The 25,161-nt window shown below is 55.7% G+C and carries 30 protein-coding genes; 23 read left to right on the top strand and 7 right to left on the bottom strand.

Annotated elements, in window-relative coordinates:
- The first annotated feature begins 152 nt into the window (after nt 1–152).
- The 11 genes from GYMC52_RS15470 to GYMC52_RS15420 all read left to right on the top strand — a co-directional run bounded on the left by GYMC52_RS15470 (nt 153) and on the right by GYMC52_RS15420 (nt 10,006).
- A complete protein-coding gene (locus tag GYMC52_RS15470; RefSeq protein WP_041469606.1) occupies nt 153–1,001 on the top strand; it encodes a DUF72 domain-containing protein in 849 nt (282 codons plus the stop codon).
- A gap of 18 nt (nt 1,002–1,019) precedes the next feature.
- Nucleotides 1,020–1,922, top strand: coding sequence for a sulfite exporter TauE/SafE family protein (locus GYMC52_RS15465; protein ID WP_013524540.1), 903 nt, complete (start codon nt 1,020–1,022; stop codon nt 1,920–1,922).
- A 17-nt stretch (nt 1,923–1,939) separates the two neighbouring features.
- On the top strand, nt 1,940–3,322 hold the full coding sequence (locus GYMC52_RS15460) for a bifunctional metallophosphatase/5'-nucleotidase (protein WP_013524539.1): 1,383 nt from the start codon (nt 1,940–1,942) through the stop codon (nt 3,320–3,322).
- Nucleotides 3,323–3,383: 61 nt separating this feature from the next.
- The gene (locus tag GYMC52_RS15455) at nt 3,384–3,686 is read left to right on the top strand and encodes a YunC family protein (protein ID WP_011232452.1); all 303 of its coding nucleotides are present in this window, start codon (nt 3,384–3,386) and stop codon (nt 3,684–3,686) included.
- 52 nt (nt 3,687–3,738) lie between these two features.
- On the top strand, nt 3,739–4,485 hold the full coding sequence (gene yunB, locus GYMC52_RS15450) for a sporulation protein YunB (RefSeq protein ID WP_013144318.1): 747 nt from the start codon (nt 3,739–3,741) through the stop codon (nt 4,483–4,485).
- Between the two features lie 632 nt (nt 4,486–5,117).
- Entirely contained in the window at nt 5,118–6,314 is a 1,197-nt protein-coding gene (locus tag GYMC52_RS15445) for an ABC transporter substrate-binding protein (RefSeq protein ID WP_013524538.1), read from the top strand.
- 106 nt (nt 6,315–6,420) lie between these two features.
- Nucleotides 6,421–7,299 (top strand): branched-chain amino acid ABC transporter permease, encoded by an 879-nt coding sequence (locus GYMC52_RS15440; protein WP_013524537.1) that lies wholly within the window; start codon nt 6,421–6,423, stop codon nt 7,297–7,299.
- A 16-nt stretch (nt 7,300–7,315) separates the two neighbouring features.
- Nucleotides 7,316–8,290 carry a branched-chain amino acid ABC transporter permease gene (locus GYMC52_RS15435; RefSeq protein ID WP_011232448.1) on the top strand — a complete coding sequence of 325 codons (975 nt, stop codon included), beginning with the start codon at nt 7,316–7,318 and terminating at the stop codon, nt 8,288–8,290.
- Nucleotides 8,265–9,044 carry an ABC transporter ATP-binding protein gene (locus GYMC52_RS15430; RefSeq protein ID WP_013524536.1) on the top strand — a complete coding sequence of 260 codons (780 nt, stop codon included), beginning with the start codon at nt 8,265–8,267 and terminating at the stop codon, nt 9,042–9,044. Before GYMC52_RS15435 ends, GYMC52_RS15430 begins: the two co-directional genes overlap by 26 nt.
- Nucleotides 9,045–9,046: 2 nt before the next feature.
- On the top strand, nt 9,047–9,754 hold the full coding sequence (locus GYMC52_RS15425; protein ID WP_011232446.1) for an ABC transporter ATP-binding protein: 708 nt from the start codon (nt 9,047–9,049) through the stop codon (nt 9,752–9,754).
- Nucleotides 9,755–9,832: 78 nt separating this feature from the next.
- Nucleotides 9,833–10,006 (top strand): hypothetical protein, encoded by a 174-nt coding sequence (locus tag GYMC52_RS15420; RefSeq protein WP_227456685.1) that lies wholly within the window; start codon nt 9,833–9,835, stop codon nt 10,004–10,006.
- Here the strand turns inward: GYMC52_RS15420 and GYMC52_RS15415 are convergent.
- The gene (locus GYMC52_RS15415; protein WP_013524535.1) at nt 10,003–10,992 is read right to left on the bottom strand and encodes a M23 family metallopeptidase; all 990 of its coding nucleotides are present in this window, start codon (nt 10,990–10,992) and stop codon (nt 10,003–10,005) included. The two genes, GYMC52_RS15420 and GYMC52_RS15415, sit on opposite strands and share 4 nt — an antisense overlap.
- 166 nt (nt 10,993–11,158) lie before the next feature.
- Between GYMC52_RS15415 and lipA the strand changes: the two genes are divergently transcribed.
- The gene (gene lipA, locus GYMC52_RS15410; protein WP_013144325.1) at nt 11,159–12,055 is read left to right on the top strand and encodes a lipoyl synthase; all 897 of its coding nucleotides are present in this window, start codon (nt 11,159–11,161) and stop codon (nt 12,053–12,055) included.
- Between the two features lie 122 nt (nt 12,056–12,177).
- Here the strand turns inward: lipA and GYMC52_RS15405 are convergent, their stop codons facing one another.
- Nucleotides 12,178–12,864, bottom strand: a complete 687-nt coding sequence (locus tag GYMC52_RS15405) for a YhcN/YlaJ family sporulation lipoprotein (protein WP_013524534.1) — start codon at nt 12,862–12,864, stop codon at nt 12,178–12,180.
- A 112-nt stretch (nt 12,865–12,976) separates the two neighbouring features.
- On the opposite strand from GYMC52_RS15405, the gene GYMC52_RS15400 reads away from it, so the two are divergent.
- Nucleotides 12,977–13,252, top strand: a complete 276-nt coding sequence (locus GYMC52_RS15400; protein WP_013144326.1) for a YutD family protein — start codon at nt 12,977–12,979, stop codon at nt 13,250–13,252.
- Nucleotides 13,253–13,290: 38 nt separating this feature from the next.
- On the opposite strand, the gene GYMC52_RS15395 is transcribed toward GYMC52_RS15400, so the two are convergent.
- A complete protein-coding gene (locus tag GYMC52_RS15395) occupies nt 13,291–13,575 on the bottom strand; it encodes a hypothetical protein (RefSeq protein WP_013144327.1) in 285 nt (94 codons plus the stop codon).
- A 58-nt stretch (nt 13,576–13,633) separates the two neighbouring features.
- Entirely contained in the window at nt 13,634–13,906 is a 273-nt protein-coding gene (locus GYMC52_RS15390; RefSeq protein WP_011232440.1) for a DUF3055 domain-containing protein, read from the bottom strand.
- 98 nt (nt 13,907–14,004) lie between these two features.
- On the opposite strand from GYMC52_RS15390, the gene hepT reads away from it, so the two are divergent.
- Both hepT and GYMC52_RS15380 read left to right on the top strand, forming a co-directional pair.
- A complete protein-coding gene (gene hepT / locus GYMC52_RS15385; protein ID WP_013144328.1) occupies nt 14,005–14,442 on the top strand; it encodes a type VII toxin-antitoxin system HepT family RNase toxin in 438 nt (145 codons plus the stop codon).
- A 24-nt stretch (nt 14,443–14,466) separates the two neighbouring features.
- Nucleotides 14,467–15,237: a TIGR01457 family HAD-type hydrolase gene (locus tag GYMC52_RS15380; protein ID WP_013524533.1), complete on the top strand. Its 771-nt coding sequence runs from the start codon at nt 14,467–14,469 to the stop codon at nt 15,235–15,237.
- A gap of 83 nt (nt 15,238–15,320) precedes the next feature.
- On the opposite strand, the gene GYMC52_RS15375 is transcribed toward GYMC52_RS15380, so the two are convergent.
- Nucleotides 15,321–15,818, bottom strand: a complete 498-nt coding sequence (locus tag GYMC52_RS15375) for a phosphatidylglycerophosphatase A family protein (protein ID WP_011232437.1) — start codon at nt 15,816–15,818, stop codon at nt 15,321–15,323.
- Between the two features lie 295 nt (nt 15,819–16,113).
- Here GYMC52_RS15375 and yutH point away from each other — a divergent pair, with 295 nt between their 5' ends.
- The 5 genes from yutH to thrB all read left to right on the top strand — a co-directional run bounded on the left by yutH (nt 16,114) and on the right by thrB (nt 21,600).
- Nucleotides 16,114–17,115 (top strand): spore coat putative kinase YutH, encoded by a 1,002-nt coding sequence (gene yutH / locus GYMC52_RS15370; protein WP_013144329.1) that lies wholly within the window; start codon nt 16,114–16,116, stop codon nt 17,113–17,115.
- A gap of 147 nt (nt 17,116–17,262) precedes the next feature.
- Complete coding sequence (locus GYMC52_RS15365) at nt 17,263–18,237, top strand: 2-hydroxyacid dehydrogenase (RefSeq protein WP_013524532.1); 975 nt, start codon at nt 17,263–17,265, stop codon at nt 18,235–18,237.
- Between the two features lie 92 nt (nt 18,238–18,329).
- Entirely contained in the window at nt 18,330–19,628 is a 1,299-nt protein-coding gene (locus GYMC52_RS15360; protein ID WP_013524531.1) for a homoserine dehydrogenase, read from the top strand.
- Nucleotides 19,628–20,689, top strand: a complete 1,062-nt coding sequence (gene thrC, locus GYMC52_RS15355) for a threonine synthase (protein WP_013144332.1) — start codon at nt 19,628–19,630, stop codon at nt 20,687–20,689. The genes GYMC52_RS15360 and thrC overlap by 1 nt, the downstream gene beginning before the upstream one ends.
- Nucleotides 20,686–21,600: a homoserine kinase gene (gene thrB, locus GYMC52_RS15350; RefSeq protein WP_013524530.1), complete on the top strand. Its 915-nt coding sequence runs from the start codon at nt 20,686–20,688 to the stop codon at nt 21,598–21,600. The genes thrC and thrB overlap by 4 nt, the downstream gene beginning before the upstream one ends.
- 236 nt (nt 21,601–21,836) lie before the next feature.
- Here thrB and GYMC52_RS15340 read toward each other — a convergent pair whose 3' ends face one another.
- Complete coding sequence (locus GYMC52_RS15340; protein WP_011232431.1) at nt 21,837–22,079, bottom strand: NifU family protein; 243 nt, start codon at nt 22,077–22,079, stop codon at nt 21,837–21,839.
- Between the two features lie 84 nt (nt 22,080–22,163).
- Here GYMC52_RS15340 and GYMC52_RS15335 point away from each other — a divergent pair, with 84 nt between their 5' ends.
- Complete coding sequence (locus GYMC52_RS15335) at nt 22,164–22,517, top strand: YuzD family protein (protein WP_013144335.1); 354 nt, start codon at nt 22,164–22,166, stop codon at nt 22,515–22,517.
- An 85-nt stretch (nt 22,518–22,602) separates the two neighbouring features.
- Here the strand turns inward: GYMC52_RS15335 and GYMC52_RS15330 are convergent, their stop codons facing one another.
- Nucleotides 22,603–23,673 (bottom strand): NAD(P)/FAD-dependent oxidoreductase, encoded by a 1,071-nt coding sequence (locus tag GYMC52_RS15330; RefSeq protein WP_011232429.1) that lies wholly within the window; start codon nt 23,671–23,673, stop codon nt 22,603–22,605.
- A gap of 169 nt (nt 23,674–23,842) precedes the next feature.
- On the opposite strand from GYMC52_RS15330, the gene GYMC52_RS15325 reads away from it, so the two are divergent.
- Together GYMC52_RS15325 and dapF are read left to right on the top strand one after the other, a co-directional pair.
- A complete protein-coding gene (locus GYMC52_RS15325; RefSeq protein WP_013144336.1) occupies nt 23,843–24,082 on the top strand; it encodes a YuzB family protein in 240 nt (79 codons plus the stop codon).
- Nucleotides 24,083–24,215: 133 nt separating this feature from the next.
- A complete protein-coding gene (gene dapF, locus GYMC52_RS15320) occupies nt 24,216–25,088 on the top strand; it encodes a diaminopimelate epimerase (protein WP_013524529.1) in 873 nt (290 codons plus the stop codon).
- The last annotated feature ends 73 nt before the right edge of the window (nt 25,089–25,161 follow it).

The raw sequence follows: 25,161 nt of genomic DNA, 5'->3' as shown, positions 1-25,161 counted from the left end.
GTTACCATTGTATCGCAACGGTTCCTCGGTTGTAAATCTGGACGTTCTGAACCGCCGTTGCCCTTGATGGTGCGGCGGTCATTTTTATTTCCTGGCGGTGGCACATATGATATAGTGAAGATAGCTGGAAATCGAACGAATTGGTGATCGACATGATTTACATCGGACTGACCGGCTGGGGGGATCATGACAGCTTGTACCCGCCAGGTCTTGCGGCGAAAGACAAATTGCTGGAATACGCGGCCCATTTTCCGACGGTCGAGGTCGATTCGTACTTTTACGCCATTCAGCCGCGTTCGAATGTGGAAAAGTGGATTCGCGAGACGCCGCCGTCGTTTCAGTTTATCGTGAAGGCATACCAAGGAATGACCGGGCATGAGCGCGGCCCGATTCCGTATGAAAGCAAGGAAGCGATGTTTGCCGCTTTTCTGGAATCGATCGCGCCGTTTCAGGAAGCGGGGAAATTGGCGATGGTGCTGTTTCAGTTTCCGCCGTGGTTTGACTGTCGGCGCGAGCATGTGGCGTACTTGCGCTGGGTGAAAGCGCGGATGGGGGAGGTGCCGGCGGCGCTCGAATTTCGGCACCAATCATGGTTTTCGCCGCGCTTTTATGAAAAAATGCTTCGCTTTATGGAAGAGGAAGGGTGGATTCACGCGATTTGCGACGAGCCGCAGGCGGGGGAAGGGTCGGTGCCGACCGTTTTGCATCCGACCGACCGGGAAAAGACGCTCATCCGCCTGCACGGACGGAATGTCCACGGCTGGAACAAGGCGACGGCCGGCGAGAACTGGAGGGCGGTCCGCTATTTATACCGGTACAATGAGCGCGAGCTGCGCGAGTGGGCGCGCCATATAGAGGCATTAAAGAAAAAAACGAAACAAATTTACGTGCTGTTTAACAACAACTCCGGCGGCGATGCCGCCGACAACGCCAAACAATTGATCGATTTGCTTGGCATTGAGTACACGGGCCTTGCGCCGCGGCAGCTTGGTTTGTTTTGAAGCGGGGGGAGAGACAAAATGGCGTATATGTTGCTTTTTTTGATCGGCTTTATCGCGGGGACGGTCGGCAGCTTGGCCGGCCTTGGCGGGGGGGTGATCATCGTGCCGTCGCTTCTGTTTTTCGGCGCGCTCGGCTGGCTGTCGGCGGTGACGCCGCAAACAGCGGTCGGCACGTCGCTTGTCGTCATTATTTTCAATGGCTTATCGTCCACATTGTCGTATATGAAAGACAAAATGGTCGACTATCAAAGCGGCTTGCTCTTTTGTCTTGGCAGCGTTCCCGGGGCGGTCATCGGCGCTTGGGTGAACAATACGCTGAGCGCCGCTCATTTTTCATTGTATTTTGGGCTGTTTTTAATCGCCATGTCGCTCTTTTTGTCGCTGAGCCGAAAGAAAACGAAGCGTTCGGCTGACGAGACGGCGGCGGCGACGGAGAATGAACGGGAGTCATCCCGAACCGAGACGAAAGCGGAAACCCGCTTGAAACCGGCATCGTGGTGGGCGCGGAAAGTCATGCGCACGTACACGGAGCGGAACGGGGAGACGTTCGTGTACAGCTATTATCCGCTCGCCGCGATCGCCATCGCGTTTGTCGTCGGCTTTTTCGGCGGGTTGTTTGGCATTGGCGGCGGCTCGCTCATGGTGCCGGCGATGATCGTGCTGTTTCGCTTTCCGCCCCATGTGGCGGTCGCCACGTCGATGTTGATGATTTTTTTGTCCTCGCTCGTCGGCTCTCTCACCCATGTCGCGATGGGAAATGTGCAATGGTCGTTTGCCCTGGCCCTCATTCCCGGCGTATGGATCGGCGCGAAAACCGGGGCGTGGATCAATAAGCGGATGCCAAGCCGGACGCTTGTCGTCGTGCTTCGGATTGTGCTCGTTTTGCTTGGCCTTCGGCTTGTGATCGAAAGTTTTTCGTAACCAAGGAGGCTTGCGCATTGAAGCAAACCGTCTATATTTATCATACGAATGACGTGCACAGCCATTTTGAACATTGGCCGCAAATCGCCCGCTTTTTGTCAGAACGGAGAAGGGAGCATCGCGCGCGCAACGAGGCGATGCTTTTGTTTGATGTCGGCGATTTTCTCGACCGCATGCACCCGATTACCGAGGCGACGCGCGGAAAAGCGAATGTGGACTTGTTGAACGATCTTGGCTATGATGCGGTGACGATCGGCAACAACGAAGGGATCACCCTTGATCATGATGAACTGGATACGTTGTACGAACAGGCTCGGTTTCCGGTCGTGGTCGCCAATTTGTTTCGCCGCGATGGCGTGCGGCCGCATTGGGCGTTGCCGTATGTCGTCATCCCGGCGACGGAGACGTTTCGCATTGGGGTGGTTGGCGCCACCGCTCCGTTTTCTCACTTTTACGAGCTGCTCGGCTGGAAGATCGTTCCGCCGTTTGACATGTTGGCAGCGGCGGTGGAGGAAGTGAGGCAAAAGGCCGATTGCGTCGTTGTGCTGTCCCATCTTGGGGTGAATGAGGATGAAAAAATTGCTGCGACGATCCCAGGCGTGGACATTATTTTAGGCGCTCACACCCACCATGTGTTTCCAGAAGGAAAAACATTGAATCAAACACTGCTTTGCGCGGCGGGGAAATACGGAAAATATGTTGGGGTGGTCAAGCTGGAGATTGACCAAAACCGGCTGTCCAGGGCATCCGCGACGGTCGTGGATGTCGAACCATTGCCCCGCTCCGAGGCGGTCGAGCGCCATCTTGTTTGTCTTGAGCAGGAAAGTTTGGCGCGGCTTGAAGCGGAACAAGTCGCCGTGCTCCATGATGACTTGCCGCTTGACTGGTTCGCCCCGTCGCCGCTCGCGAATTTGCTTGCTTCCGCTTTGCGTGAGTGGTGCCAAGCGGACATCGGCATGGTCAACGCCGGCGTGCTGCTTGCGCCGCTTGCGAGAGGACCGGTGACGAAAAAAGATTTGCATCGCATTTGCCCGCATCCGCTCAACCCGTGCAAGGTGAAGCTGCGCGGCGCGGAGCTCAAAGAGATTATCCTTGAGGCCAACACGGAACGGATGAAGCATTTGCAGTTTAAAGGGTTTGGCTTCCGCGGCGAAGTGATGGGGGAAATGGTGTACGACGGCGTGGACATCGAGGCCGGGCTCGAGGAGGACGGTCAATGGCATATCCGCCGCATTATGATCAACGGCGAGCCGCTCAATCCCGAGCGCACGTATGAGGTGGCGACGACCGATATGTTTGCGATCGGCCACTTTTATCCGCAAATTCAGCGGGCGGCGGAAAAAACGTATTACATGCCGGAGTTTTTGCGCGATCTTCTCGCTTGGAAATTGGCCCAATAGGCAGGCACTTCTTTTTCCATGCTTCATACATTGGAGTATGGAAAGGAGAGTGACTGCGGCGATGGTCGAAGTGAAGCCGATCATCATTGACGGACATCCGTTTATTGCTGTGTCCGTCCAGCTGCCGAAAACGAATTTGTTGGCGGTGGCGGGTGAAAAAGGGTACATTATGTGCGGGGCGCTCGATGTGGCGCTGTTGAATGAGAAATTGCGTGATCGCGGCATTATCGCCGGGCGGGCGGTCGGGGTGCGCACGATTGAACAGCTGCTTGAGGCGCCGCTGGAATCGGTGACAGTCGCCGCTTTGGAGCTCGGCATTGAAGAGGGAATGAAAGGAAGAGAGGCGCTGTTGAAAATGCGGTGAAAAAATCCCTCCTTGCAAGCATACATATAGCTTGTAAAGGAGGGATTTCATTTTGTTGCGCCCCCGATTCGTGCGGAAGGGGCCGCTCCCGTTCCGCTACGTGTTTTTATTGACGTTCGTTTTTTTTATGCTTTCGACCGCAGCCAGCCTTTGGATTGTCAATAAAGGCATTAAGCCGGTGCTCATGGAGATTGCGGAAACGGAAACGAAGCGGATTGCCAACTTGGTGATCAATAACGCCATTGAGCAGCAGTTTCAAAAAGACAACCCTGAATTTCGGCAGCTGGTCACGGTTCAAAAGGACGAAAGCGGCAAAATTGTGTCGGTCGATTTTGACACCGCGGTGATCAATCGCATCTTATCGGAGACGGATGATCATGTGATGGAAAGCTTAAAGGCGGCGACAGAAGGACGGCTTGAACGGATGGTCCTTCCCGAAGTCGAGTCCGGAACTGGAAACAGCCGCGGCATCATTTATTACATTCCACTTGGAAAAATCACGGATAATGCCCTCTTGGCCAACCTCGGCCCGCGCATTCCGGTGCAGTTTCAGATCGTTGGCAATGTCGACTCGGAAGTGACGAAAGAAATTCGAGCCTATGATATTAACAGTTTTTTTATTGAAATTGATATTCATGTATCGGTCGACATCCAAGTCGTCATTCCTTTTGCATCGAAAATTTCCAATGTGACAACAGATATTCCAGTTGTGATGCGCTTTATTCCGGGAGAAGTGCCGCAATTTTACAACAAAAACGGCGGTCAAGTCGGCCCGTCCATCCAGCTTCCGAAACGGTAGTGGGAAAGGCTGTCAATGCGCGCCTCTAAAAGGCCGGCGACTGTCATCTTCCTAAATCGATCGTTCTCGTTCGACTGTCGAAGGCAAGCCAAGTCGTGACGGAGGATCGAACAACCGCCTGCTTCACAGACCCATATATGGGTCTGGAAGCGGCGTTGTTCGGTCGCCCGACAGTCGATCAAATACTCGGTAAAAGCTGCAAATGGTAAAGCTTCAAATTGCATCTATATAGTTCCGTTAGGTTGACGGATGCCCGCGTCAGCCGTTGGGAATGGTTTTGACAGAAACATGGAAATGTTATGCAAAAAAAGTGTTCTTCCCGGCGAAGGGGCTTTGGCTGTTTCTCTGGTGTTTGTCAAGAGGAAACAGCTTTTTTGTTTTTCAAATAGAAAACAACTAGACGAGTTGGTTCGAATTTTGTAATATTATATTAAATTGAAAATAGTTTTATTATTTACATAGCAGTTTGAGAGGGGGAATGAACGGCCGGCATCGGAAGGCATGCATCAGTTTGCGGCGCCATCCGGCGCGGCGGACGAGCGCACAAGGCAGACGGACTCTATCGATATAGTATGCAGAGAAAGGCGTGCGCTCTGGTGACAGAACATTTTGAATAATGGGGGGAACAAGAAATGAAGAAAAAAAGAGCAGCAGGTGTCTTTTTCTCATTGATGCTGACGGCAGGTCTTTTGGCCGGCTGCGGCGGCAACCAGCAAGGGGGCGGCTCTTCAGGCGGAAACGGCGGCGGAGGCGGGGGCGGCGATGTGATTAAAATCGGCGCCAACCTCGAGCTGTCCGGCGGGGTCGCGTCATACGGCCAGTCGATTGCGGAAGGGCTGGACTTGGCGCTTGAGGAAATCAACAAAGAAGGAATCAACGGCAAAAAGCTGGAGTTGGTGAAAGTCGACAACAAATCGGAAGCGGCCGAAGCGACGAACGGCGCGATCAAGTTGATCAGCCAGGATAAAGTCGTCGCCATCATCGGCTCGGCGACGAGCACGAACACGCTTGCTCAAGTGCAAGTCGCCAACGACAATAAAGTGCCGCTCATTACGCCGACAGGCACGAACCCGACGATCACGAACAAAGACGGCAAAGTGAACGAGTTCGTCTTCCGGACGTGCTTTATCGACCCGTTCCAAGGGACGGTGGCGGCGAAATTCGCGCTAAACGACTTGAAAGTGAAAAACGCGGCGGTGTTGATCGACAGCTCGAGCGACTATTCGAAAGGGCTGGCCGCTTCGTTTAAAGACGCGTTCACGCAAGGCGGCGGCAAAATTGTCGCTGAAGAGGCGTATGTCGCGAAAGACACCGATTTCCGTGCGACGCTGACGCGCATCAAATCCAAAAATCCGGAGTTCATTTTCTTGCCGGGCTATTATGAAGAAGTCGGCCTCATCGTCAAGCAGGCGCGCGAGCTTGGCTTGAACGTGCCGATCATGGGCGGCGACGGCTGGGATTCGCCGAAGCTGGTCGAGATCGCGGGCAAAGACGCGTTGAACAACACGTACATCACGAACCATTATTCGTCGGGCGACCCGGATCCGAAAATTCAAGAGTTTGTGAAAGCCTTTAAAGCGAAATACAACAAAGCGCCGGATGCGTTCAACGCGCTTGGCTATGATACAGCCTACTTCCTGGCCGACGCCATTAAGCGGGCCGGCAGCGCCGATCCGGTGAAAATTAAAGACGCGCTGGCGAAAACGAAAGATTTGCAGCTCGTCTCCGGCACGCTGACGCTCAATGAAAACCATGACCCAGTCAAATCGGCGGCCATTTTGGAATACAAAGACGGGCAGCAGCAATTCAAAACGAAAGTGAATCCGTAATGAAAGGCTGGATGGATGCATGGACGGGGGAGGCTCCTAAGGGGGCGCCCTCCTGTCCGGCATTTCTTTTGGTCAACGACGAGTTTTCGTTAAGGAGCGTGCGATCATGGAACTCATTCAACAGCTGGTCAACGGCATTTCGCTAGGCAGCATTTATGCGCTCATCGCTCTTGGCTATACGATGGTGTACGGCATTGTTCGGCTCATTAACTTCGCCCATGGCGACGTCTTTATGGTCGGTTCATTCGTCGGTTTTTATGCCGTCACGATGCTTCACGTCGGCTTTGTCCCGGCGCTGTTGCTGGCGATGGCCTCTTGCGCCGTGCTTGGGATGATCATCGAGCGGATTGCCTACAAGCCGTTGCGCAATGCGGCGCGCATCGCGGTGCTCATTACGGCGATCGGCGTATCGCTCTTGATTGAGTACATCACGATTTATTTGCGCGGGGCCCAGCCGGAAGCGTATCCGAGCACATTGCTTCCGGATCGGAACTTGGAGCTGTTTGGGGTTGTCATCAGCAGCCAGTCGCTGTTCATCCTCGGCACGTCCCTCGTTTTGATGGTCCTTCTTCAGTTCATCGTTCACCGAACAAAAATCGGGAAGGCGATGCGTGCTGTTTCCCATGATGCGGAAGCGGCTCGGTTGATGGGGATTAATGTCGACAATACGATTTCGGCCACGTTCGCCATCGGTTCGGCGCTCGCTGGGGCGGCAGGCGTTATTTTCGGCATTTATTATACAAAAATCGAGCCATTGATGGGCATTCTTCCCGGATTGAAAGCGTTTGTCGCCGCCGTGTTGGGCGGAATCGGCATCATTCCGGGAGCGATGGTCGGGGGGCTTTTGCTTGGCGTCATCGAATCGCTCGTCAGCGGGCTCGGCTACTCGCTTTGGCGCGACGGAGCGGCGTTTGTCATTTTAATTCTCATCCTCATTTTCCGGCCGGCCGGATTGTTTGGCAAGAACGTACGAGAAAAAGTGTAAAGGATGGTAGGGGACAATGGCAACTTGGAAGCGGACTCGTGGATTTTGGGTTTCCGTCATACTGGCCTTCGCCTTTTTCGCTGTTGTCGAGTGGCTGATTGCAAGCGGGACGCTCAATGTGTTTTACGTCAACACGCTCTTTTTCATGGCGATCAACGTCATGCTGGCTGCGAGCCTTCACTTGATCATCGGCATCACCGGACAGTTTTCGATTGGACATGCCGGCTTTTTCGCCGTCGGCGCTTACGCTTCAGCCGTCATGACGATGAAGCTGCAGCTGCCGTTTGCGGTCGGCGTCTTGACCGCTGGGATCGCGGCGATGCTCGCCGGCCTCGTCATCGGCGTGCCGAGCCTGCGTTTAAAAGGCGATTACTTGGCGATCGCCACGCTTGGGTTTGGCGAAATTGTCCGCATCGCGCTCTTGAACATCGATTACGTCGGCGGGGCGAGCGGCATGACGGTGACGCATATGACGACATGGCCGTGGGTGTTCGCCTGCCTGTTTGTCACGATTTTGGTGATCGCCAACTTCACGAACTCGACGCACGGACGGGCGTGCATTTCGATCCGCGAAGATGAAATCGCCGCGGATGCCATGGGGATCAATACGACGTATTACAAAGTGGCGGCGTTTGCGATCGGTTCGTTTTTCGCCGGCATCGCCGGGGCGCTGTACGCGCATCACTTTTACATCATTCAGCCGTCGAACTTCGGCTTTTTAAAATCGTTCGACATTTTGATTTTCGTCGTGCTCGGCGGGCTCGGCAGCCTATCCGGCGCGGTGGTGGCGGCGGTGCTGCTGACGATCGTTTCGACGTTCTTGCAAAACTATCCGGAAACGCGGATGATCATTTACAGCATCGTCTTGATTTTGGTGATGCTGTACCGTCCAACCGGGCTGATGGGGACGAAAGAACTGTCTTCGCTCTTCAAATGGCGGAAGGCAGCGCAGGGAGGAATGAATCATGGCGGCAAAAACACCGTTGCTTAAGGCAGAAAACGTCGGCATCCAGTTTGGCGGGCTGAAGGCGCTCTCCGGTGTGACGATGGAGCTGTATCAAGGGGAGCTTGTCGGGCTCATCGGCCCGAACGGCGCGGGGAAAACGACGCTGTTTAACTTATTGACGGGCGTGTATGTGCCGACTGACGGGCGGATTATGCTTGACGGCGAGACGTTGAACGGCCTGCCGCCGTATAAAATTACGCGCAAAGGGATCAGCCGGACGTTTCAAAACATTCGCCTGTTCGGCGAGCTGTCGGTGCTCGACAACGTGAAAGTCGCCTACCATGCGCACGCCCGCCATTCGATCGCGAGCTCCATTCTCCGCCTCCCGTCCCATTTCCGCGGTGAAAAAGAAATGGAAGAAAAGGCGATCGAGTTTTTGAAAATTTTTCAGCTTGACGGCGTCATGCACGAGAAGGCGAAAAACTTGCCGTACGGCCAGCAGCGCCGGCTTGAGATCGCTCGGGCGCTGGCGGCGCAGCCAAAAGTGCTTTTGCTTGACGAGCCAGCCGCCGGCATGAACCCGCAAGAAACGAAAGAATTGATGAAGTTGATTGCGTTCATTCGCGAACGGTTTGCGTTGACGATTTTGTTGATTGAGCATGACATGTCGCTTGTGATGGGCATATGCGAGCGCATTTACGTGTTGGATCACGGCCAGCTGATCGCCGAAGGCACGCCGGAACAAGTGCGCAGCAACCCGAAAGTGATCGAGGCTTACCTTGGCGAGGAGGTGTCGTGACCATGTTGAAAGTGGATGGAATCGATGTGTTTTACGGCAACATTCATGCCTTAAAAGGCGTATCGCTTGAGGTGAACAAAGGCGAGATCGTCACGCTGATCGGGGCGAACGGCGCGGGGAAAACGACGCTTCTGAAAACCATTTCCGGGCTGCTTAGGCCGAAAAACGGCGACATCGTGTATGAGGGAGCCTCGATCGCCGGCAAGGCGGCGCAGACGATCGTCAAGCAAGGCATTTCCCACGTGCCGGAAGGGCGGCGCGTTTTCGCCAATATGACGGTCGAGGAAAACTTGGAGCTCGGCGCGTTTTTGCGCAAAGACAAAGAAGGCATTCAACAAGACTTTGCCAAAGTCTTTCAGCTGTTCCCGCGTCTTGAGGAGCGGCGCAAGCAGCTGGCCGGCACGCTTTCGGGCGGCGAGCAGCAAATGCTCGCCATCGGCCGCGCGCTCATGGCGCGCCCGAAGCTGCTCTTGCTTGACGAACCGTCGATGGGGCTCGCGCCGCTTTTGGTCAAAACGATTTTCCGCATCATTCAGGAAATCAACGAGTCGGGGACGACGATTTTGCTTGTCGAACAAAACGCCCATATGGCGCTCTCCATCGCCCATCGCGCCTATGTCCTTGAATCGGGGCGCGTCGTCTTGTCGGGAACGGCGAGCGAGCTGCAGGCGAGCGAGCAGGTGAAGCAGGCGTATTTGGGTGGGCATTGAGAAGCGATAGGCGGAAGAACGTCAGCGGAAAGCGGTTTCGGACGGTTGTGCCGCCGTGGAAAAAAGGCTGATTCCAACTTGGAGATCAGCCTTTTTCCGTCATTACCGTTTCGGCCGGCGAACGCCGGCTGGGATGGACGGACGGGAAACATCGGCGTCCGGGACGTCTCTGCTCTTGAAAAAACATGCCGCTTATTTGGGCGGCTGGCGTTGGCGGAGAGAACCCCGTCGCGCCAGCCCCCGCGCGGCTAGCGGCGCCGTTGTTGCCGCTCGGCCCGCTCCCATGCTTTTAAGTGCGGGTACGGGTCAAACGCCCATTCGGTATAGCCGTTGTCTTTGTACATGCCGTAGTGAAGATGGGGCGGAAATTTCCCCGCCGTGCCGGGCGGACCGTAGCCAGAGCTGCCGACCGAACCGATGATCGTCCCCGGCTCGACGATTTGCCCCTCGCGAAGATCGGCGGCGAAGCCGTTCAAATGGGCAAAGTAATGGTACGTGTTGTTGATGTCGCGGATGCCGATGCGCCAGCCGCCGTATTTGTTCCACCCTTTCAGCTCGACGATGCCGTAGCACGTCGAGCGCACCGGAACGCCGTAGCCGGCGAAAATGTCGGTTCCTTCATGAATGCGCCGCCCGCCCCAGCCGCGCGCATCCCCCCATGTATCGCGGTAGCTGTAATTGGCCCCTAGCGGAAGCGGAAACACGTGGTTGTCCAATTTCAACGTCTGATACTTTTTATAAATTCTCGCCTTTCCTAAAATCAAGTCGACGGTTTTGGCGCGTTGGTAATAGTTCCAAAGCGCGATTTTGATATGGCGGTGATCGATGCCGTACGTCTGCAAATAGCGGGCCATGGCCATGATCACATCGTCATCGTCATCCGCCCGCGCATAGCCGTCGCCGTCTCCGTCCACGCCAAGGCCGCCAAACTGGGAGATGGTGAACGGGTCTGTATCATGCGGGTTTTTGTTCAGCGGCCCGGCCCATATTTCCGGCTTCATATAAATGCCGAGAACGCCGGCTGGCTTGGGCAAGTCGCGGCGCACTTGCCGGACGTTTCGCTCATACTGGTCAATGGCCGCAAAGTAATACCACGGGATCAAGGAAACGGCCTCGGCCTTTTTGTACAGCTCCATTCGCTTTTCATACACCGCTTCTTCCTGTTCCGCCGCCGAAGCCGCGCCGGCGGCGATCCACAGCATCGCTGCCGCCGATATGGCGGCAAGCCATCGATGCACGCGTATTCCCCCTTTCCGCCCGTTTCATATGTTTAGTTTGGGGAGAAACGGGAATTTCATAAATGTTAAAAGGAGGAAAATCGTCTGATGGACGATTTTTTTGTGTTTTCCTGCGCTTTTCATTATAATGAGAAATGAACAATCATCGACAAGTGGAGTGAGAACGATGGCGACGAAAGAAGAACACGTCCGCAAGCCGGACTGGTTGAAAATCAAGTTGAACACGAACGAGAATTATATCGGTTTAAAGAAGCTGATGCGGGAAAACCGTTTACATACCGTTTGCGAGGAAGCGAAGTGCCCAAACATTCACGAATGCTGGGCCGTACGGCGGACGGCGACGTTTATGATTTTAGGCAGCGTCTGCACGCGCGCCTGCCGCTTTTGCGCCGTCAAAACCGGGCTGCCGACCGAGCTCGATTGGCAGGAGCCGGAACGCGTCGCGGAATCGGTGCGCATCATGAACTTGAAACACGTCGTCGTCACCGCCGTCGCCCGCGATGACCTAAAAGACGGCGGGGCGGCGGTATTCGCCGAAACGGTGCGCGCCATCCGCCGTAAAAACCCGTTTACGACGATCGAGGTACTGCCGTCGGATATGGGCGGGGTGTATGAAAACTTGAAAATTTTGATGGATGCCCGCCCTGACATTTTAAACCATAACATCGAAACGGTGCGCCGCTTGACTCCAAGGGTGCGCGCCCGCGCGACGTACGAACGTTCGCTTGAGTTTTTGCGGCGCGCGAAAGAATTGCAGCCGGACATTCCAACGAAATCGAGCATCATGGTCGGCCTTGGGGAAACGAAAGAGGAAATCATTGAAGCGATGGACGATTTGCGCGCCAACCATGTCGACATTTTGACGATCGGCCAGTATTTGCAGCCGACGAAAAAACATTTGAAGGTCGTAAAATATTACCATCCGGATGAGTTTCAAGAGCTGAAAGAAATCGCGTTGAGCAAAGGGTTCAGCCATTGTGAAGCGGGGCCGCTCGTCCGCTCGTCGTACCATGCCGATGAGCAGGTGAGCGAGGCGGCGAAAGCGCGGCAGTTGAAAGCGTAACATCCAACGAACGGCGCGAAAGCAAGCAAGCGTTGTTTCAGCGGCTGAAAGCATCATCCCGGCCGGATGAACGCGAAGAAACGGTCATGCCTTTCATAAAGAAGGCAGACCGTTTCTTTTCCCTAGCGCCCCGCTTTCGTTGCCCGCGGCGTGCCGTCGCGGAAATCGCGGTCTAATTCATCGTTTGTTTCGTTGATCATTTCGCCGTTTTCATTTTCCCCGTCGCTCAGTTTTCTCCCTTGCGGATATTTCAACATCCGCTGAATCGTCGCATCGAGAATTTGGTCGATGTTGCGCGTGTTCGAATCAAGGCGCCCGAAGCGCTCAATGTCCTTCATCAGCTGCGGATTGTCGGCGACATACACATGGTAGTAGCGTGGAACGACGGAAAGCGCTGTTTTTTTCACTTGATCGGCCGTTTGCTGCCGGTTGTTCGTGTCCGCGTCATACACGACGAGCACTTCCTCATCCGTGACGAGCGTGGCGACGTCTTTGACGCCCGGCAGCTGGGTGCACAATTTGCTGATTAAATCAGCCGCTTTCTCGCGGTTGAAGGACGGCATGTCGTTATAGCCGTTTGCATCGCCGAGGATCGGGCTTTTTTGATGGCGGACGTAGCCGAAGTTGTTCATCGGCGTGTCATCGCCGTTGGGCACCCCGTTTTCATTGTACAGCTCGTTGCGGTCGGTGACATTGATCGTGTTGCCGCTCCGCTTGTAAATATCGGTGTTTTCGTCCTGAGCCGTCTGCGCGCAGCCGGCTAGGGCGACGGCCGCTCCGAACGCAACGGCCAACCATGGTCGTCTCATCGTCAGCACCCCCTTCGCTTTTAGGGTGGCACACGGATGATGGTTTGATGACAGTAATTGATTGGGGGCGATGCATCGTTTATGATGGAAGTGGAAAGGCGAGGTGAGAACAGTGATTTGCATTAACAATCATTGTTACGAACTGGTGGAAAATGTGAAAAACGCCTTTAATGAAGAAGCCTTTCGCGCCCGATATGCGGACATTTTGGCGAAGTACGACTACATTGTCGGGGATTGGGGATACAACCAGCTCCGGTTGCGCGGGTTTTTTGACGACCATAACCAAAAAGCGACGTACGATACGAAAATCAGCACGTTGTCCGAATATTTGTATGAATATTGCAACTTCGGCTGCGCGTATTTTGTGCTGCGCAAGGTGAAACGGTAAGCACGGCAGCCGCCCGCTTGCCGCGAGCGGCTGCCTCGTCATTCGCCTTCGTTGTACGGAAACTGTTCGCTCTGATGCGGATCGTCGTGCGGCGGGTGGGCGGCTGGGTCACGCCTTGGAATGTTTTGGTGGAACGATTTAAACTCGTAGTTGAAGGCGCTGTAATGCCGCTGGCCTTCCTTCCAAGGCGTGCTTTTGTTTTCGACCGGCGCGTCGTCGCGGCGCGGCGAGCCGTACGGCCCTTCTGGGAACTCTTCAGCGGTCAAGAAATTGCGCTGTTTCTCGACGACGGAAAAATCGGCGTATGTTTCCCGTTCCGCCATTCGTCTCACCTTCCTTCGTTCGTGGGCTGTTTCATAAGATGCCCGAAACCGAGGAAGGTTATGAGAGATACTCCTCCAAAAAGGCGCGCAAATCGTTGGCATCTTGTTCATGAAGCTGGTAAGCGTGCTCGATATAGCCTGGCTCCTCCAAATCGTCGCGCCCGAGAATGGCAAAGCGGTTGCTTTGCAAATCGAGCACGAGCCACTTCCCGTAAAAACGATCCGTTTCGATGAGCGCCAAATCAAACCGCTGCCGCTCGCCGACAAAGCTGACGAAGCGGACGGCCGCTTCGACGGTGTCGTCGTATAAATAAAACCGTTCGCCCATCATTTGAGCCCCTCCTGTTTTTTCGTCTATGTCCATCATAGCAGACAGGCGGCGAAAACGGGAGACAGCAAATCGCACAAAGGAACGAGGAGGGATGACGGATGTATTTTGTCGATCGCAAAAAACTGGAAGAAACGCTCAGCTACATGGAACAAATGCTGGACCGTTACAAGGCCGAGGAGCGATGGGACGAGCCGCTTCGGCAATTGGCGCTCGAACGGATCGCTCATATCGTCATCGAGGCGGTGTTGGACGTCGGCAACGCCATGATCGATGGGTTTATTATGCGCGACCCAGGCAGCTACAACGACATCATCGACATTTTGGCTGACGAACGAGTGATCTCGCCGGCGGATGCCGACCGATTGAAAGCGTTCATCGCCCATCGGAAAATGCTTGTGCACGAATATGCGCGCGTCGATCACGCGAAATTGCTCGCCGATCTGAACGAACATTTGCCGGCGCTTGAGGCGTATCCGAAGGCGGTGCGCGCTTACCTTGAAAACGAGCTCGGCCCGGTGTCGGCGTTTCGCAATTGATGGCGGGAAAGGAGAGCGGATGCATTGAAACGATACAACGGCTACCTCATCGATTTGGACGGGACGATGTACCGCGGCACCGAATGCATCGCTGAGGCGCGTACGTTTGTCAACGAGCTGCACCGCCTCGGCATTCCGTATTTGTTTGTCACGAACAATTCGTCGCGCACACCGGCGCAAGTGGCGGAAAAATTGCGTTCGTTCGGCGTGCCGGCCGAGGAGAAGCATGTGTTTACGACAAGCCAGGCGACGGCGAATTACATTTTTGAAAAGAAACCGGATGCTTCCGTGTATGTGATCGGTGAAGAAGGGCTCCAAACCGCCTTGGCGGACAAAGGATTCCGTTTGGCCGGCGAAGATGCGGATGTCGTCGTCATCGGGATTGACCGGCAAATTACATACGAAAAGTTCGCTGTCGCTTGTCTCGCTGTCCGAAATGGAGCGATGTTCATCTCAACCAACGGCGACATCGCCTTGCCGACGGAGCGGGGGCTGCTTCCGGGCAACGGGGCGTTGACGTCGGTCGTCGCCGTATCGACGCAGGTGAAGCCGACATTTATCGGCAAGCCGGAAAAAATCATTATGGAGCAGGCGCTCAAAGTGCTCGGCGTCCCGAAGGAGGACGTGCTGATGATCGGCGACTATTATGAAACCGACATTTTAGCCGGCATGAACGCTGGCATCGATACGCTTTTAGTCCATACGGGCGTTACGACAAAAGAAATGCTCGCCCGCTACGAACGGATGCCGACGTATACGGCCGATTCGCTTTTGGAATGGCTTGACCGCTTGTAAACAACGCCGCTTTGCCAAAAAAGGCAAGGCGGCGTTTCATGTTGCTCGGCGCGGATGGAGGGCGCGCATGGGCAGCGCCGGCGTTACTCGGCATTGGCGGCCCGATGCGCCAGGCGGCTTGACGCCGCCGCGGCGATGGCGCCGACAATGTCGTCCAAAAACGTGTTGCATTTGCCGGTCGATTTATCATTTAAATATTGCAAAATGCCCGGTTTTTGCTTATCGATATATCCGTAGTTCGTAAACCCGATCGATCCGTACACATTGACGATTGACAGCGCCAAAATTTCGTCGACGCCATACAGCCCTTCATCGCGGCGGATGATCGACTGCAGCGGTTCATCGAGCCGACCGTCTTCGGCGAGTTTATCCAATTGGATGCCGGTTAGAATCGCATTTTGCACTTCGCGTTTCGAAATGACGCGGTTGACGTTTTCGATGCACTCCTCCATCGTTAAATCGGGATGATATTTTGATTGCAAGTAATAAACGAGCTCCGCAATTTTTTCCACGGTCACCCCCCGTTCCTCAAGCCAGCGCCGAGCCGTTTGTTCCAGATTGTTCATAATGAATTCGCTCATGAACTTCACCTGTTTCTTTTAGAAAGTCGTTTTCTATATATATGTATCATGTCATAAATCAGTCCGTCATATAAAGAAAAATGCTCATCGGCTTTTTTGGCGCCCGCTGTCATATATAAAAAGTAGACCTCTTTTTCCGCGGCCATGCGCTGGCTGATCAGCATAGGCGCGTGAATGGGGCCGTTTCATGCTGGAGCGGAGGCGGAATCGGCTCATCGATGGGGCGGCGATGAGATGAAGGTGTGGAACGAGCGGAATGACTGGTTTCGGCAAAAAGGAAAAAGGAGGCGCGGCGATGGAAGAATGGGTGCGTGAACAGTATGGCATGCGCGTCGAGAGGTTGGAGCGAAGCGGACGGCATGCGGCCTTTTGGCATCGGCAGGAGCGTTTTTTGCTCGTTCCCGCCGATGGGCAAAGCGAAGCGGAAATGGAAGAGCGCCAGCAAATGAGCCGCTATTTGCGGGCAAAAGGAGTGGACGGCGTCGGAGAACTGGTCAAAACGACGTCCGGAACGTATATCGCTTCCTATAACGGACAGCCGTTGGCGCTCGTTCGCGCTCCACTTCCGGCGTCCCGCTTTCGTTCGCTCGGAAGGGAATTGGCGGTGATGCATGAATGCGGGAGAACATGTCCATGGCCGATCGTCGCCTGCCGGCGCATCGGCCAATGGCGGGAGCTGTGGGCGAAGCGGATCGATCAAATGGAGGCGTTTTGGTCGAGCAAGCTCGCTTCCGGGCCGTCGTCGCTGTTTGATCGTCTGTTTATCGAATCGTTCCCGTATTATTTAGGCTTGGCCGAAAACGCGGTGCAATACGTGGCGGACACGGAGATTGACGAAGAACCAGGGCGCATCGATTACGCGGCATTTTGCCATGAGCGTCTCCCCGAGGCGAAGTGGGTTGGGGGGGGAGAAGCGAAGCTGCCGACCGACTGGGTGTATGACCATTGCGCCCGCGATTTGGCGGAATGGGTGCGCCATTTGTACGAAAAGAGCGGACTTGGCTGTCAGCGGGCGGTGCGGCAGTTTTTTCAAGAGTATGAACATGCGGCGCCGCTGTCGCCGTTTGCGTGGCGGCTCGTTTACGCCAGGTTGTTGTTTCCGCTTTCCTATTTTGAATGTGTCGAGGCATATTATATCGCTGTGGATGAGAGCGAACGGACAAGGCGGGAGGGGGAGTTGCGGCGCTTGCTCGATCGATCGCACGAGTACGAGCGGTTTTTGGCTTCGTTTGCCAAGATCGCCGGCATCTCGAACCGCATCCGCCTGCCGGCGGTCGAGTGGCTGCCGCCGGCGTAACGCAGGGAAGACAGCTTCCCGCTTTTTTTTGGCCCAAACGAAAAAACGACCGCTTCCCTGCCGTTAAACCCTAAGGACAACTTCCCGTTTTTTTTCGGCCAAAGTTGTGATAAGATTTAGAAAAAATGAAGTGGGGAGGGCTGCATCATGACGAAGCCGTATGTATTCATTACGCGAAAATTGCCCGAGGACGTGGTCGCGCCGCTTTTGGCCATCGCTGAAGTAGAGATGTGGCCCCATGAAGATATGGCCGTGCCGCGCGATGTGCTCGTGGAAAAGGCGAAACGGGCGACGGCCATTTTGCCGATGGTGTCTGATCCGATCGATGAAGACGTCTTGTCCGCCGGTTCGGCGCTCCAAGTCGTCGCCAATATGGGCGTCGGCTATGACAACATTGACGTGCCGGCGGCAACAAAGCGCGGCATTCTCGTCTGCAATACACCCGATGTATTGACCGATACGACGGCCGATTTGACGTTTGCGCTTTTATTGGCCACCGCCCGCCGCCTCGTGGAAGCGGCTGAATTTTTGAAGGAAGGAAAATGGAAAAGCTGGAGCCCGTTTTTGCTTGCGGGCGCCGATGTCCATCATAAAACGATCGGCATCGTCGGCATGGGGAACATCGGCCAGGCGGTGGCGAAACGGGCGAAGGGGTTTGACATGAACATTCTGTATTACAACCGCTCCCGCCGTCCGGAGGCGGAAGAGAAGCTTGGCGCCGTCTACCGCCCGTTTGCCGACTTGCTGGCGGAGAGCGATTTTGTCGTCTGCTTGACGCCGCTCACCTCCGAGACGCGCCATTTGTTCAACCGCGAGGCGTTCCGGCAAATGAAGAAGTCCGCGATTTTCATTAACGCGGCGCGCGGAGCGGTCGTCGATGAACAGGCGCTGTATGAGGCGCTGGTCGGCGGGGAGATCGCCGCGGCGGGATTGGATGTGTTTGAACACGAACCGGTCGCGGCCGATCATCCGCTCGTTTCGCTTCCGAACGTCGTCGCCTTGCCGCATATCGGCAGCGCCACGTACGAAACGCGGCGCGCCATGATGACATTGGCGCGCGACAACATCATCGCCGTGCTCGAAGGACGGCCGCCGCTGACGCCGGTGAACCGGATCTCGTAAAAATTTTCATTGCCAAATGGCCGATCGTCTTTTATAATGTCTACTATAAAAATACAAATGTCTACTGTACGTAAACAGAAGGGGCGGGAATCATGGAAAAACCAATTTTGGTCGGATTGTTAGGATTAGGAACGGTCGGGAGCGGCGTGGTCAAAATTATTGAAAACCACCAAGAAAAATTGATGCATCAGGTTGGCTGCCCGGTGAAGGTGAAAAAAATCCTTGTCCGGGATGTACAGAAACCGCGTGATGTCGCCGTTGACCCGTCGCTCCTTACGACGAGTGCGGCTGAGGTGATTGACGATCCGGACATTGATGTCATCATCGAAGTGATGGGCGGCATTGAGGAGACAAAAGAGCTGCTATTGCGGGCGCTGCGCCAAGGGAAGCATGTCGTGACCGCCAATAAAGACTTAATGGCCGTCTACGGGTCGGAGCTGCTTCGGGTGGCGGCGGAATACCGCTGCGATTTGTTTTATGAAGCGAGCGTCGCCGGCGGCATTCCGATTTTGCGCAGCTTGGTCGACGGCTTGGCGTCGGACCGGATTACGAAGCTCATGGGCATTGTGAATGGGACGACGAACTACATTTTGACGAAAATGTCGCAAAACGGCGCTTCCTATGAGGACGTGCTCGCCGAAGCGCAGGCGCTCGGGTTTGCGGAAGCCGATCCGACGTCAGACGTCGAAGGGCTGGATGCGGCGCGGAAAATGGCGATTTTGGCCCGCCTTGGCTTTTCAATGGACATCGACTTGGACGATGTGCAAGTGAAAGGCATCACCCAAGTGACGGAGGAAGACTTGAACTACGGGAAGCGGCTCGGCTACACGATGAAATTGATCGGCATCGCCCAGCGCGACGGGCAGAAGGTCGAGGTGAGCGTCCAGCCGACGTTTTTGCCGGATTCGCATCCGTTGGCGTCCGTGCACAACGAATACAATGCGGTGTACGTATACGGCGAAGCGGTCGGAGAGACGATGTTTTACGGGCCGGGGGCCGGGAGCTTGCCGACGGCGACGGCGGTTGTCTCCGACTTGGTCGCGGTGATGAAAAATATGCGCCTTGGCGTCAACGGCCGCTATGCCGTCGCGCCGCAATATGAAAAGCAGTTGAAGACGCCGGCGGAAATTTTCTCGAAATACTTTTTGCGCATTCACGTCAAAGACCAGGTCGGCGCGTTTGCCAAAATTACGACGCTGTTTTCGCAGCGCGGGGTGAGCTTTGAGAAAATTTTGCAATTGCCGCTGAAAGAGGATGGCCTAGCGGAAATCGTCATCGTCACGCATGACGCCTCGCAGCAAGACTACGAAGACATTTTGCAGCAGCTCGGCGATTTGGAAATCGTCGAACGGGTGCAAAGCTCGTATCGAGTGGAAGGAGAGAAACGGTAATGGCATGGAAAGGGCTGCTTGACGCCTACGGCGAGTTTTTGCCGCTCTCTGCAGCGACGCCGAGGCTGTCGCTTTGCGAAGGGAATACGCCGCTCATCCCGCTGCCGCGCTTGTCGGAGGAGCTCGGCATTGCGCTCTATGTCAAGGTCGAAGGGGCGAACCCGACCGGTTCGTTTAAAGACCGCGGCATGGTGATGGCGGTGGCCAAGGCGAAAGAGGAAGGAAGCCATACGATCATCTGCGCCTCAACCGGCAATACATCGGCTTCAGCGGCCGCCTATGCGGCGCGCGCCGGCATGCGCTGCCTCGTCGTCGTTCCGAACGGCAAGATCGCTCTCGGCAAGTTGGCGCAAGCCGCCATGTACGGCGCGGAAATTTTTGCGATTGACGGCAACTTTGACGAGGCGCTGAAGATGGTGCGCCGGTTGAGCGAAACGGCGCCGATTACGCTCGTCAACTCGGTCAATCCGTACCGGATCGAAGGGCAAAAAACGGCGGCGTTTGAAGTGTGCGACCAGCTTGGGCGCGCCCCGGACGTGCTCGCCATTCCAGTCGGCAACGCCGGCAACATCACCGCCTATTGGAAAGGGTTTAAGGAGTACCATGAAGCGAAAGGAACGGGCTTGCCGCAAATGCGCGGCTTTGAAGCGGAAGGAGCGGCGGCGATCGTCCGCAACCGGGTGATTGAACAGCCGGAGACGGTGGCGACCGCGATCCGCATCGGCAATCCGGCGAGCTGGGACAAAGCGGTCGAGGCGGCGAGCGAGTCGCGCGGGAAAATTGATGAGGTGAGCGACGCAGAAATTTTGGCCGCCTACAAGCGGCTCGCCCGGACGGAAGGCATTTTTGCCGAACCGGCGTCATGCGCGGCGATCGCCGGGGTGATCAAGCAGCGCGAACGGAACGAAATCGAACGCGGCAGCCTCGTCGTGGCGGTTCTCACTGGCAATGGATTGAAAGACCCGGCCATCGCCTTGGAGACCGCGGCGATCGAACCGATCGTGCTGCCGAACGATGAACAAGTTGTCTTGGAGCATTTGCAAGGGGTTGTCCGGACATGAAAGAAGACGAGATGTTGAAGATCGTCGTTCCGGGAAGCACGGCGAACCTAGGTCCAGGATTTGACTCGATTGGGCTCGCGGTCAATCGCTATTTGACGCTTGACGTCCGCTTGGCGGATGCGTGGTCGTTTGCGCCAAAGACAGCGGAAGTGAGCGGTATTCCGCGCGGGACGGACAATTTGGTGTACCAAGTGGCGGCGGAGACGGCGGACGTTTACGGCCGCCGGCTGCCAAGCTGTGCGGTCGATGTGTACAGCGACATTCCGTTTACGCGCGGGCTCGGGAGCAGCGCGGCGGCGGTCGTCGCCGGCATTGAGCTCGCCGACGCGCTGCTTGGGCTTCAGTTGCCGCGCGAGCAAAAGATGGAGTTGGCGACCCGATACGAAGGACATCCGGACAATGTCGGCGCCTCGTTGTACGGGGGGCTTGTCATCGGCTGCTGCCGCGAGGCGGGCGTGGATGTCGTCCATATTCCCGAATTGGATGTAGAGCTTGTCGCCATTATTCCCGAGTATGAACTGGAAACGAAAAAAGCGCGCGGGCAGCTGCCGGAACAATGGACGAGAGAGAGGGCGGTCGAGGCGAGCGCCGTCAGCAACGTTCTCGTCGCCGCGTTGCTCACGAAAAACTGGAAGCTTGCCGGCCGGATGATGGCCGCCGATCTGTTCCATCAGCCGTATCGGAGACAGCTCGTTCCGGAACTCGAGCGGGCCGAGGCGCTCGCTCTTGAATACGGAGCGATCGGTGCGGCGCTGAGCGGAGCGGGGCCGACGGTGCTCGTCTTTGCCGAACCGGGCCAAGGAGAGCGGCTCGCGCGCCGGCTGCGCCCGCATTTTCCGACGTGCGAAATCGCGCGTCTTTCCGTCGAGCCGCGCGGCAGCTGCGTCTACAAGCTGGCGCTTGAAGCTTGAACCTTCTTGGGCGCCGGCGCGAACAGAAGTCCGTTCAGCGGCCTGGCCGTTTCGCCGCCGCGCTTGGGAGCGGGCGAAAGATATGACGGTTTTCCTTGCACAATTGGAAGGAAACGAAAACGGAGAAGCGCCCGATCAGGCGGGTTGTGGCTGCCCATCACCAGCCTCCCCGTCGGCTCGCCGCCCCGCTGGCGATAAAAAAATCCGAACAGCGGCCGCTGTTCGGATTTTTCATATTAAAACACTTGTTCCACTTCGACGACGCCCGGCACTTCTTCAAACAAGGCGCGCTCAATTCCGGCTTTGAGCGTAATCGTCGAGCTCGGGCAGCTGCCGCACGCGCCGAGGAGGCGAAGTTTCACGACGCCATCTTCGACATCGACGAGTTCGCAGTCGCCGCCGTCGCGAAGCAGGAACGGACGCAGTTTATCTAAAACTTCTTGCACTTGTTCTTTGATTTCTTGATCCGTCATTTCCATCGACTCCTTTCCTTAGTTTTTATTATAATCATGGTGACAAAAAAAATCTAATGATAAATTTTGCTTTTGCAAAGGGTGACAACGATGACATTCAAACCGGTTGAAATTTGTGTGTACGGGGCCGACGTCATTTGCCCGGCATGCGTGCAGCTGCCGTCGTCGAAAGAAACGTACGAGTGGCTCGAGGCCGCGCTGCGCCGCAAGTATCCGGATCAGCCGTTTGTGATGACGTACGTCGACATTTTTGCGCCGCCGGCCGATGACGAGGAGAAGCGGGAGCTCGCGCAGACGATCGTCGAAGAAGATTGGGTGTATCCGGTGGTGGTGATCGAAGGAAACGTCGTCGCCGAAGGCAACCCGCGGCTCAAGGCGATTTGTGCAGAAATGGAAAAATTCGGGTACCGGCCATCGGCGCATGAAGGGAAAAAGGCGGAATAAGCTCCGCCTTTTATGCGCTCAATGTCTGCCTTTCCGCAAACGTCGATCGATCGAAAAGGCTGAGGCTGTGTTGCGCTGTCTTGATTCAGTACCCATGGTGATGCTTGTACATCCACAAAATGCCTGATTTCAACAAACGCGGCACCCGGCCGGTGAGCGGGCGGTCGGCGAGCAAGCCGAAGCCGTGCTTTTTGCCGAGCGAGCCGAGAATGCCTTTTAATTTGATCGGCGGGAATTCGCTCGGTGGTTCTTCGCCGTTCCACCGCTTTTGCAGCACTTGGACGATTTGCTCGGCTTGCGCTTCAGCGAGCTGGGCGCTCGGGGAATGCGGCAGGCTCGCACAGTCGCCGACGACGTAGGCGTTTTCATAGCCGGGGATGTGATGGCGCTTCGTCAGCACGACGCGGCCTTGCTTGTCCTTTTCGACATTCAGTTCGCGGACGACGCGGTTGGGCTGAATGCCGGCCGTCCAGACGATGACGTCGCACTTGACCGGCTCGTCGTGGTTGTACAAGACGCCAGGTTCGACTTTCGTGACGTTGGAGTTGCGGACGATTTCCACCTTGTGTTCAACGAACCATCCTTCCACATAATCGCTCAACCGTTTCGGAAACATCGGCAAAATGCGCTCACCGCGGTCAAACAGCTTGATGTGCAAGTCCGGACGGCTCTCCGCCAGTTCGCTGGCCAGTTCGACGCCGCTCAATCCCGCGCCGACGATGCCGACCGTCGCTTTCGGCGGCAAATTGTTCAGCGCTTCATAGGCGGCGCGCGCCTTATCGATCGACTGGATGCTGTACGTATGCGCCTCGGCGCCCGGCACCCCGTGGTATTTGTCTTCGCAGCCCAATCCGATCACGACATCATCGTAGCGGACGCTGCTCCCATCCTTTAAATGGACGAGCTGCTGGTCGAGATCAATCGAGACGACTTCGCCGAATTGGTACACAAGCTGCGGATGTTCCGGAAACGGGACGCGGATGTGATGGTCGCTGACCGTTCCCGCGGCCAAGGCGTAATATTCCGTTTTTAAACAATGGTACGGAACGCGGTCGATGAGGATAATATGAATGTCGTTTGGCAATTCGTCCGGGAGGAGGCGCTGCAAAATGCGCATATTGCCGTATCCTCCGCCAAGCAATACAAGTTGTCTCATCGTGAAAAATCCCCTTTTGTCGAGTTTCTAAAGCCGACAATGCCATAGAAAAGTATAACGAAATTGTGACAAAAGAACAATCATTTTTCCGCTTCCTTGATCGAACGAGCATGTCCATTGACGCCGCGCCGGAAAACCGCTACGATGGGAAGAGGAAGGTGAACCGCATATGATGTTGCCCATCATCGAATTTTGCATCAGCAACTTAGCCAGCGGGTCGTACAAAGCAATGGAAATGTTGGAAAAGGATCCGAACTTGGACATCATGGAATACAGTTGCTTAAGCTATTGCACACGCTGCGCGGAAACGTTGTTTGCGCTCGTCAACGGCGAGTTTGTCAGCGGCGAAACGCCCGAGCAGCTCGTGGAAAATATTTATCGGCATCTCGAGGAAAACCCAATGTTTTAACGAAAAAAGGAGGATGTCCGCGATGCGGCATCCTCTTCAATATATTATGAAAAAACGGGGGATATTCCCATTGTGCCCAAGAGATGCCGCCATTATACATGTGAAGCGCAAAAAATGTTCAGGAGGGAGTCATGTGCGTTCTTTTTCGTTTACGAAAATGCACGGATTGGGTAATAGCTACATATACGTGGATCTGTTCCGGGAAACATTGCCCGAGGAGGAGCTGCCGGCGATCGCCCGCAGCGTCGCCGATGTCCACACAGGCATCGGCTCCGATGGCTTGATTCTCATTTGTCCATCGGAGAAAGCGCCACTCAAAATGCGCATTTTTAACAGCGACGGCTCGGAAGGGAAAAACTGCGGCAACGGCTTGCGCTGCGTGGCGAAATACGCGTACGAGCACGGCATCGTCCGCGACCGCACCTTTTTGATTGAAACGCTCTCCGGGCTTGTCGAAGCCCGTGTTGCAGTAGCAGATGGCGAAGTGACAAGCGTGACGGTCGATATGGGCGAGCCGCGCCTTGAGCGCAGCGCCATTCCGATGGTTGGACCAAAAGCGGAACGAGTCGTCGCCGAGCCGTTTACCATCGCTGGGGGCGAATATGAAATGACGGCGGTGTCCATGGGCAACCCGCATGTGATCTTTTACGTTGATGACATCCAAAAAGCGCCGGTGACGACGCTTGGCCCGCTCGTCGAAAAAGATCCGCGTTTTCCGGAAGGGGTGAACGTCGAGTTTGTCGAAGTGGTGAACGAGCGCGAGCTTCATTTCCGCGTCTGGGAGCGCGGCTCCGGCGTGACGCAGGCGTGCGGGACCGGAGCGTGCGCGGCGGTCGTCGCTTCGGTGTTAAACGGCAAAACGGTGCGCGGGGAGGAAACGGTCGTCCATTTGGCCGGCGGCGATTTAACGATCGTATGGGGGCACGACGGGCGCGTGCGCATGACCGGTCCGGCGGAGACCGTGTGCACCGGCGTTTATTACTACCGAGGCGGACGGAACGGTTGAGCACCGAAAGGCGAAGACGGTATACTATAAGGGAAGAGGGAGCCATTCAAGACGATTCGCCCCATCTGAGCCG

The organism is Geobacillus sp. Y412MC52 (assembly GCF_000174795.2).
Taxonomy (GTDB): domain Bacteria; phylum Bacillota; class Bacilli; order Bacillales; family Anoxybacillaceae; genus Geobacillus; species Geobacillus thermoleovorans.
This window is presented reverse-complemented; position numbering and strand designations above follow the sequence as displayed.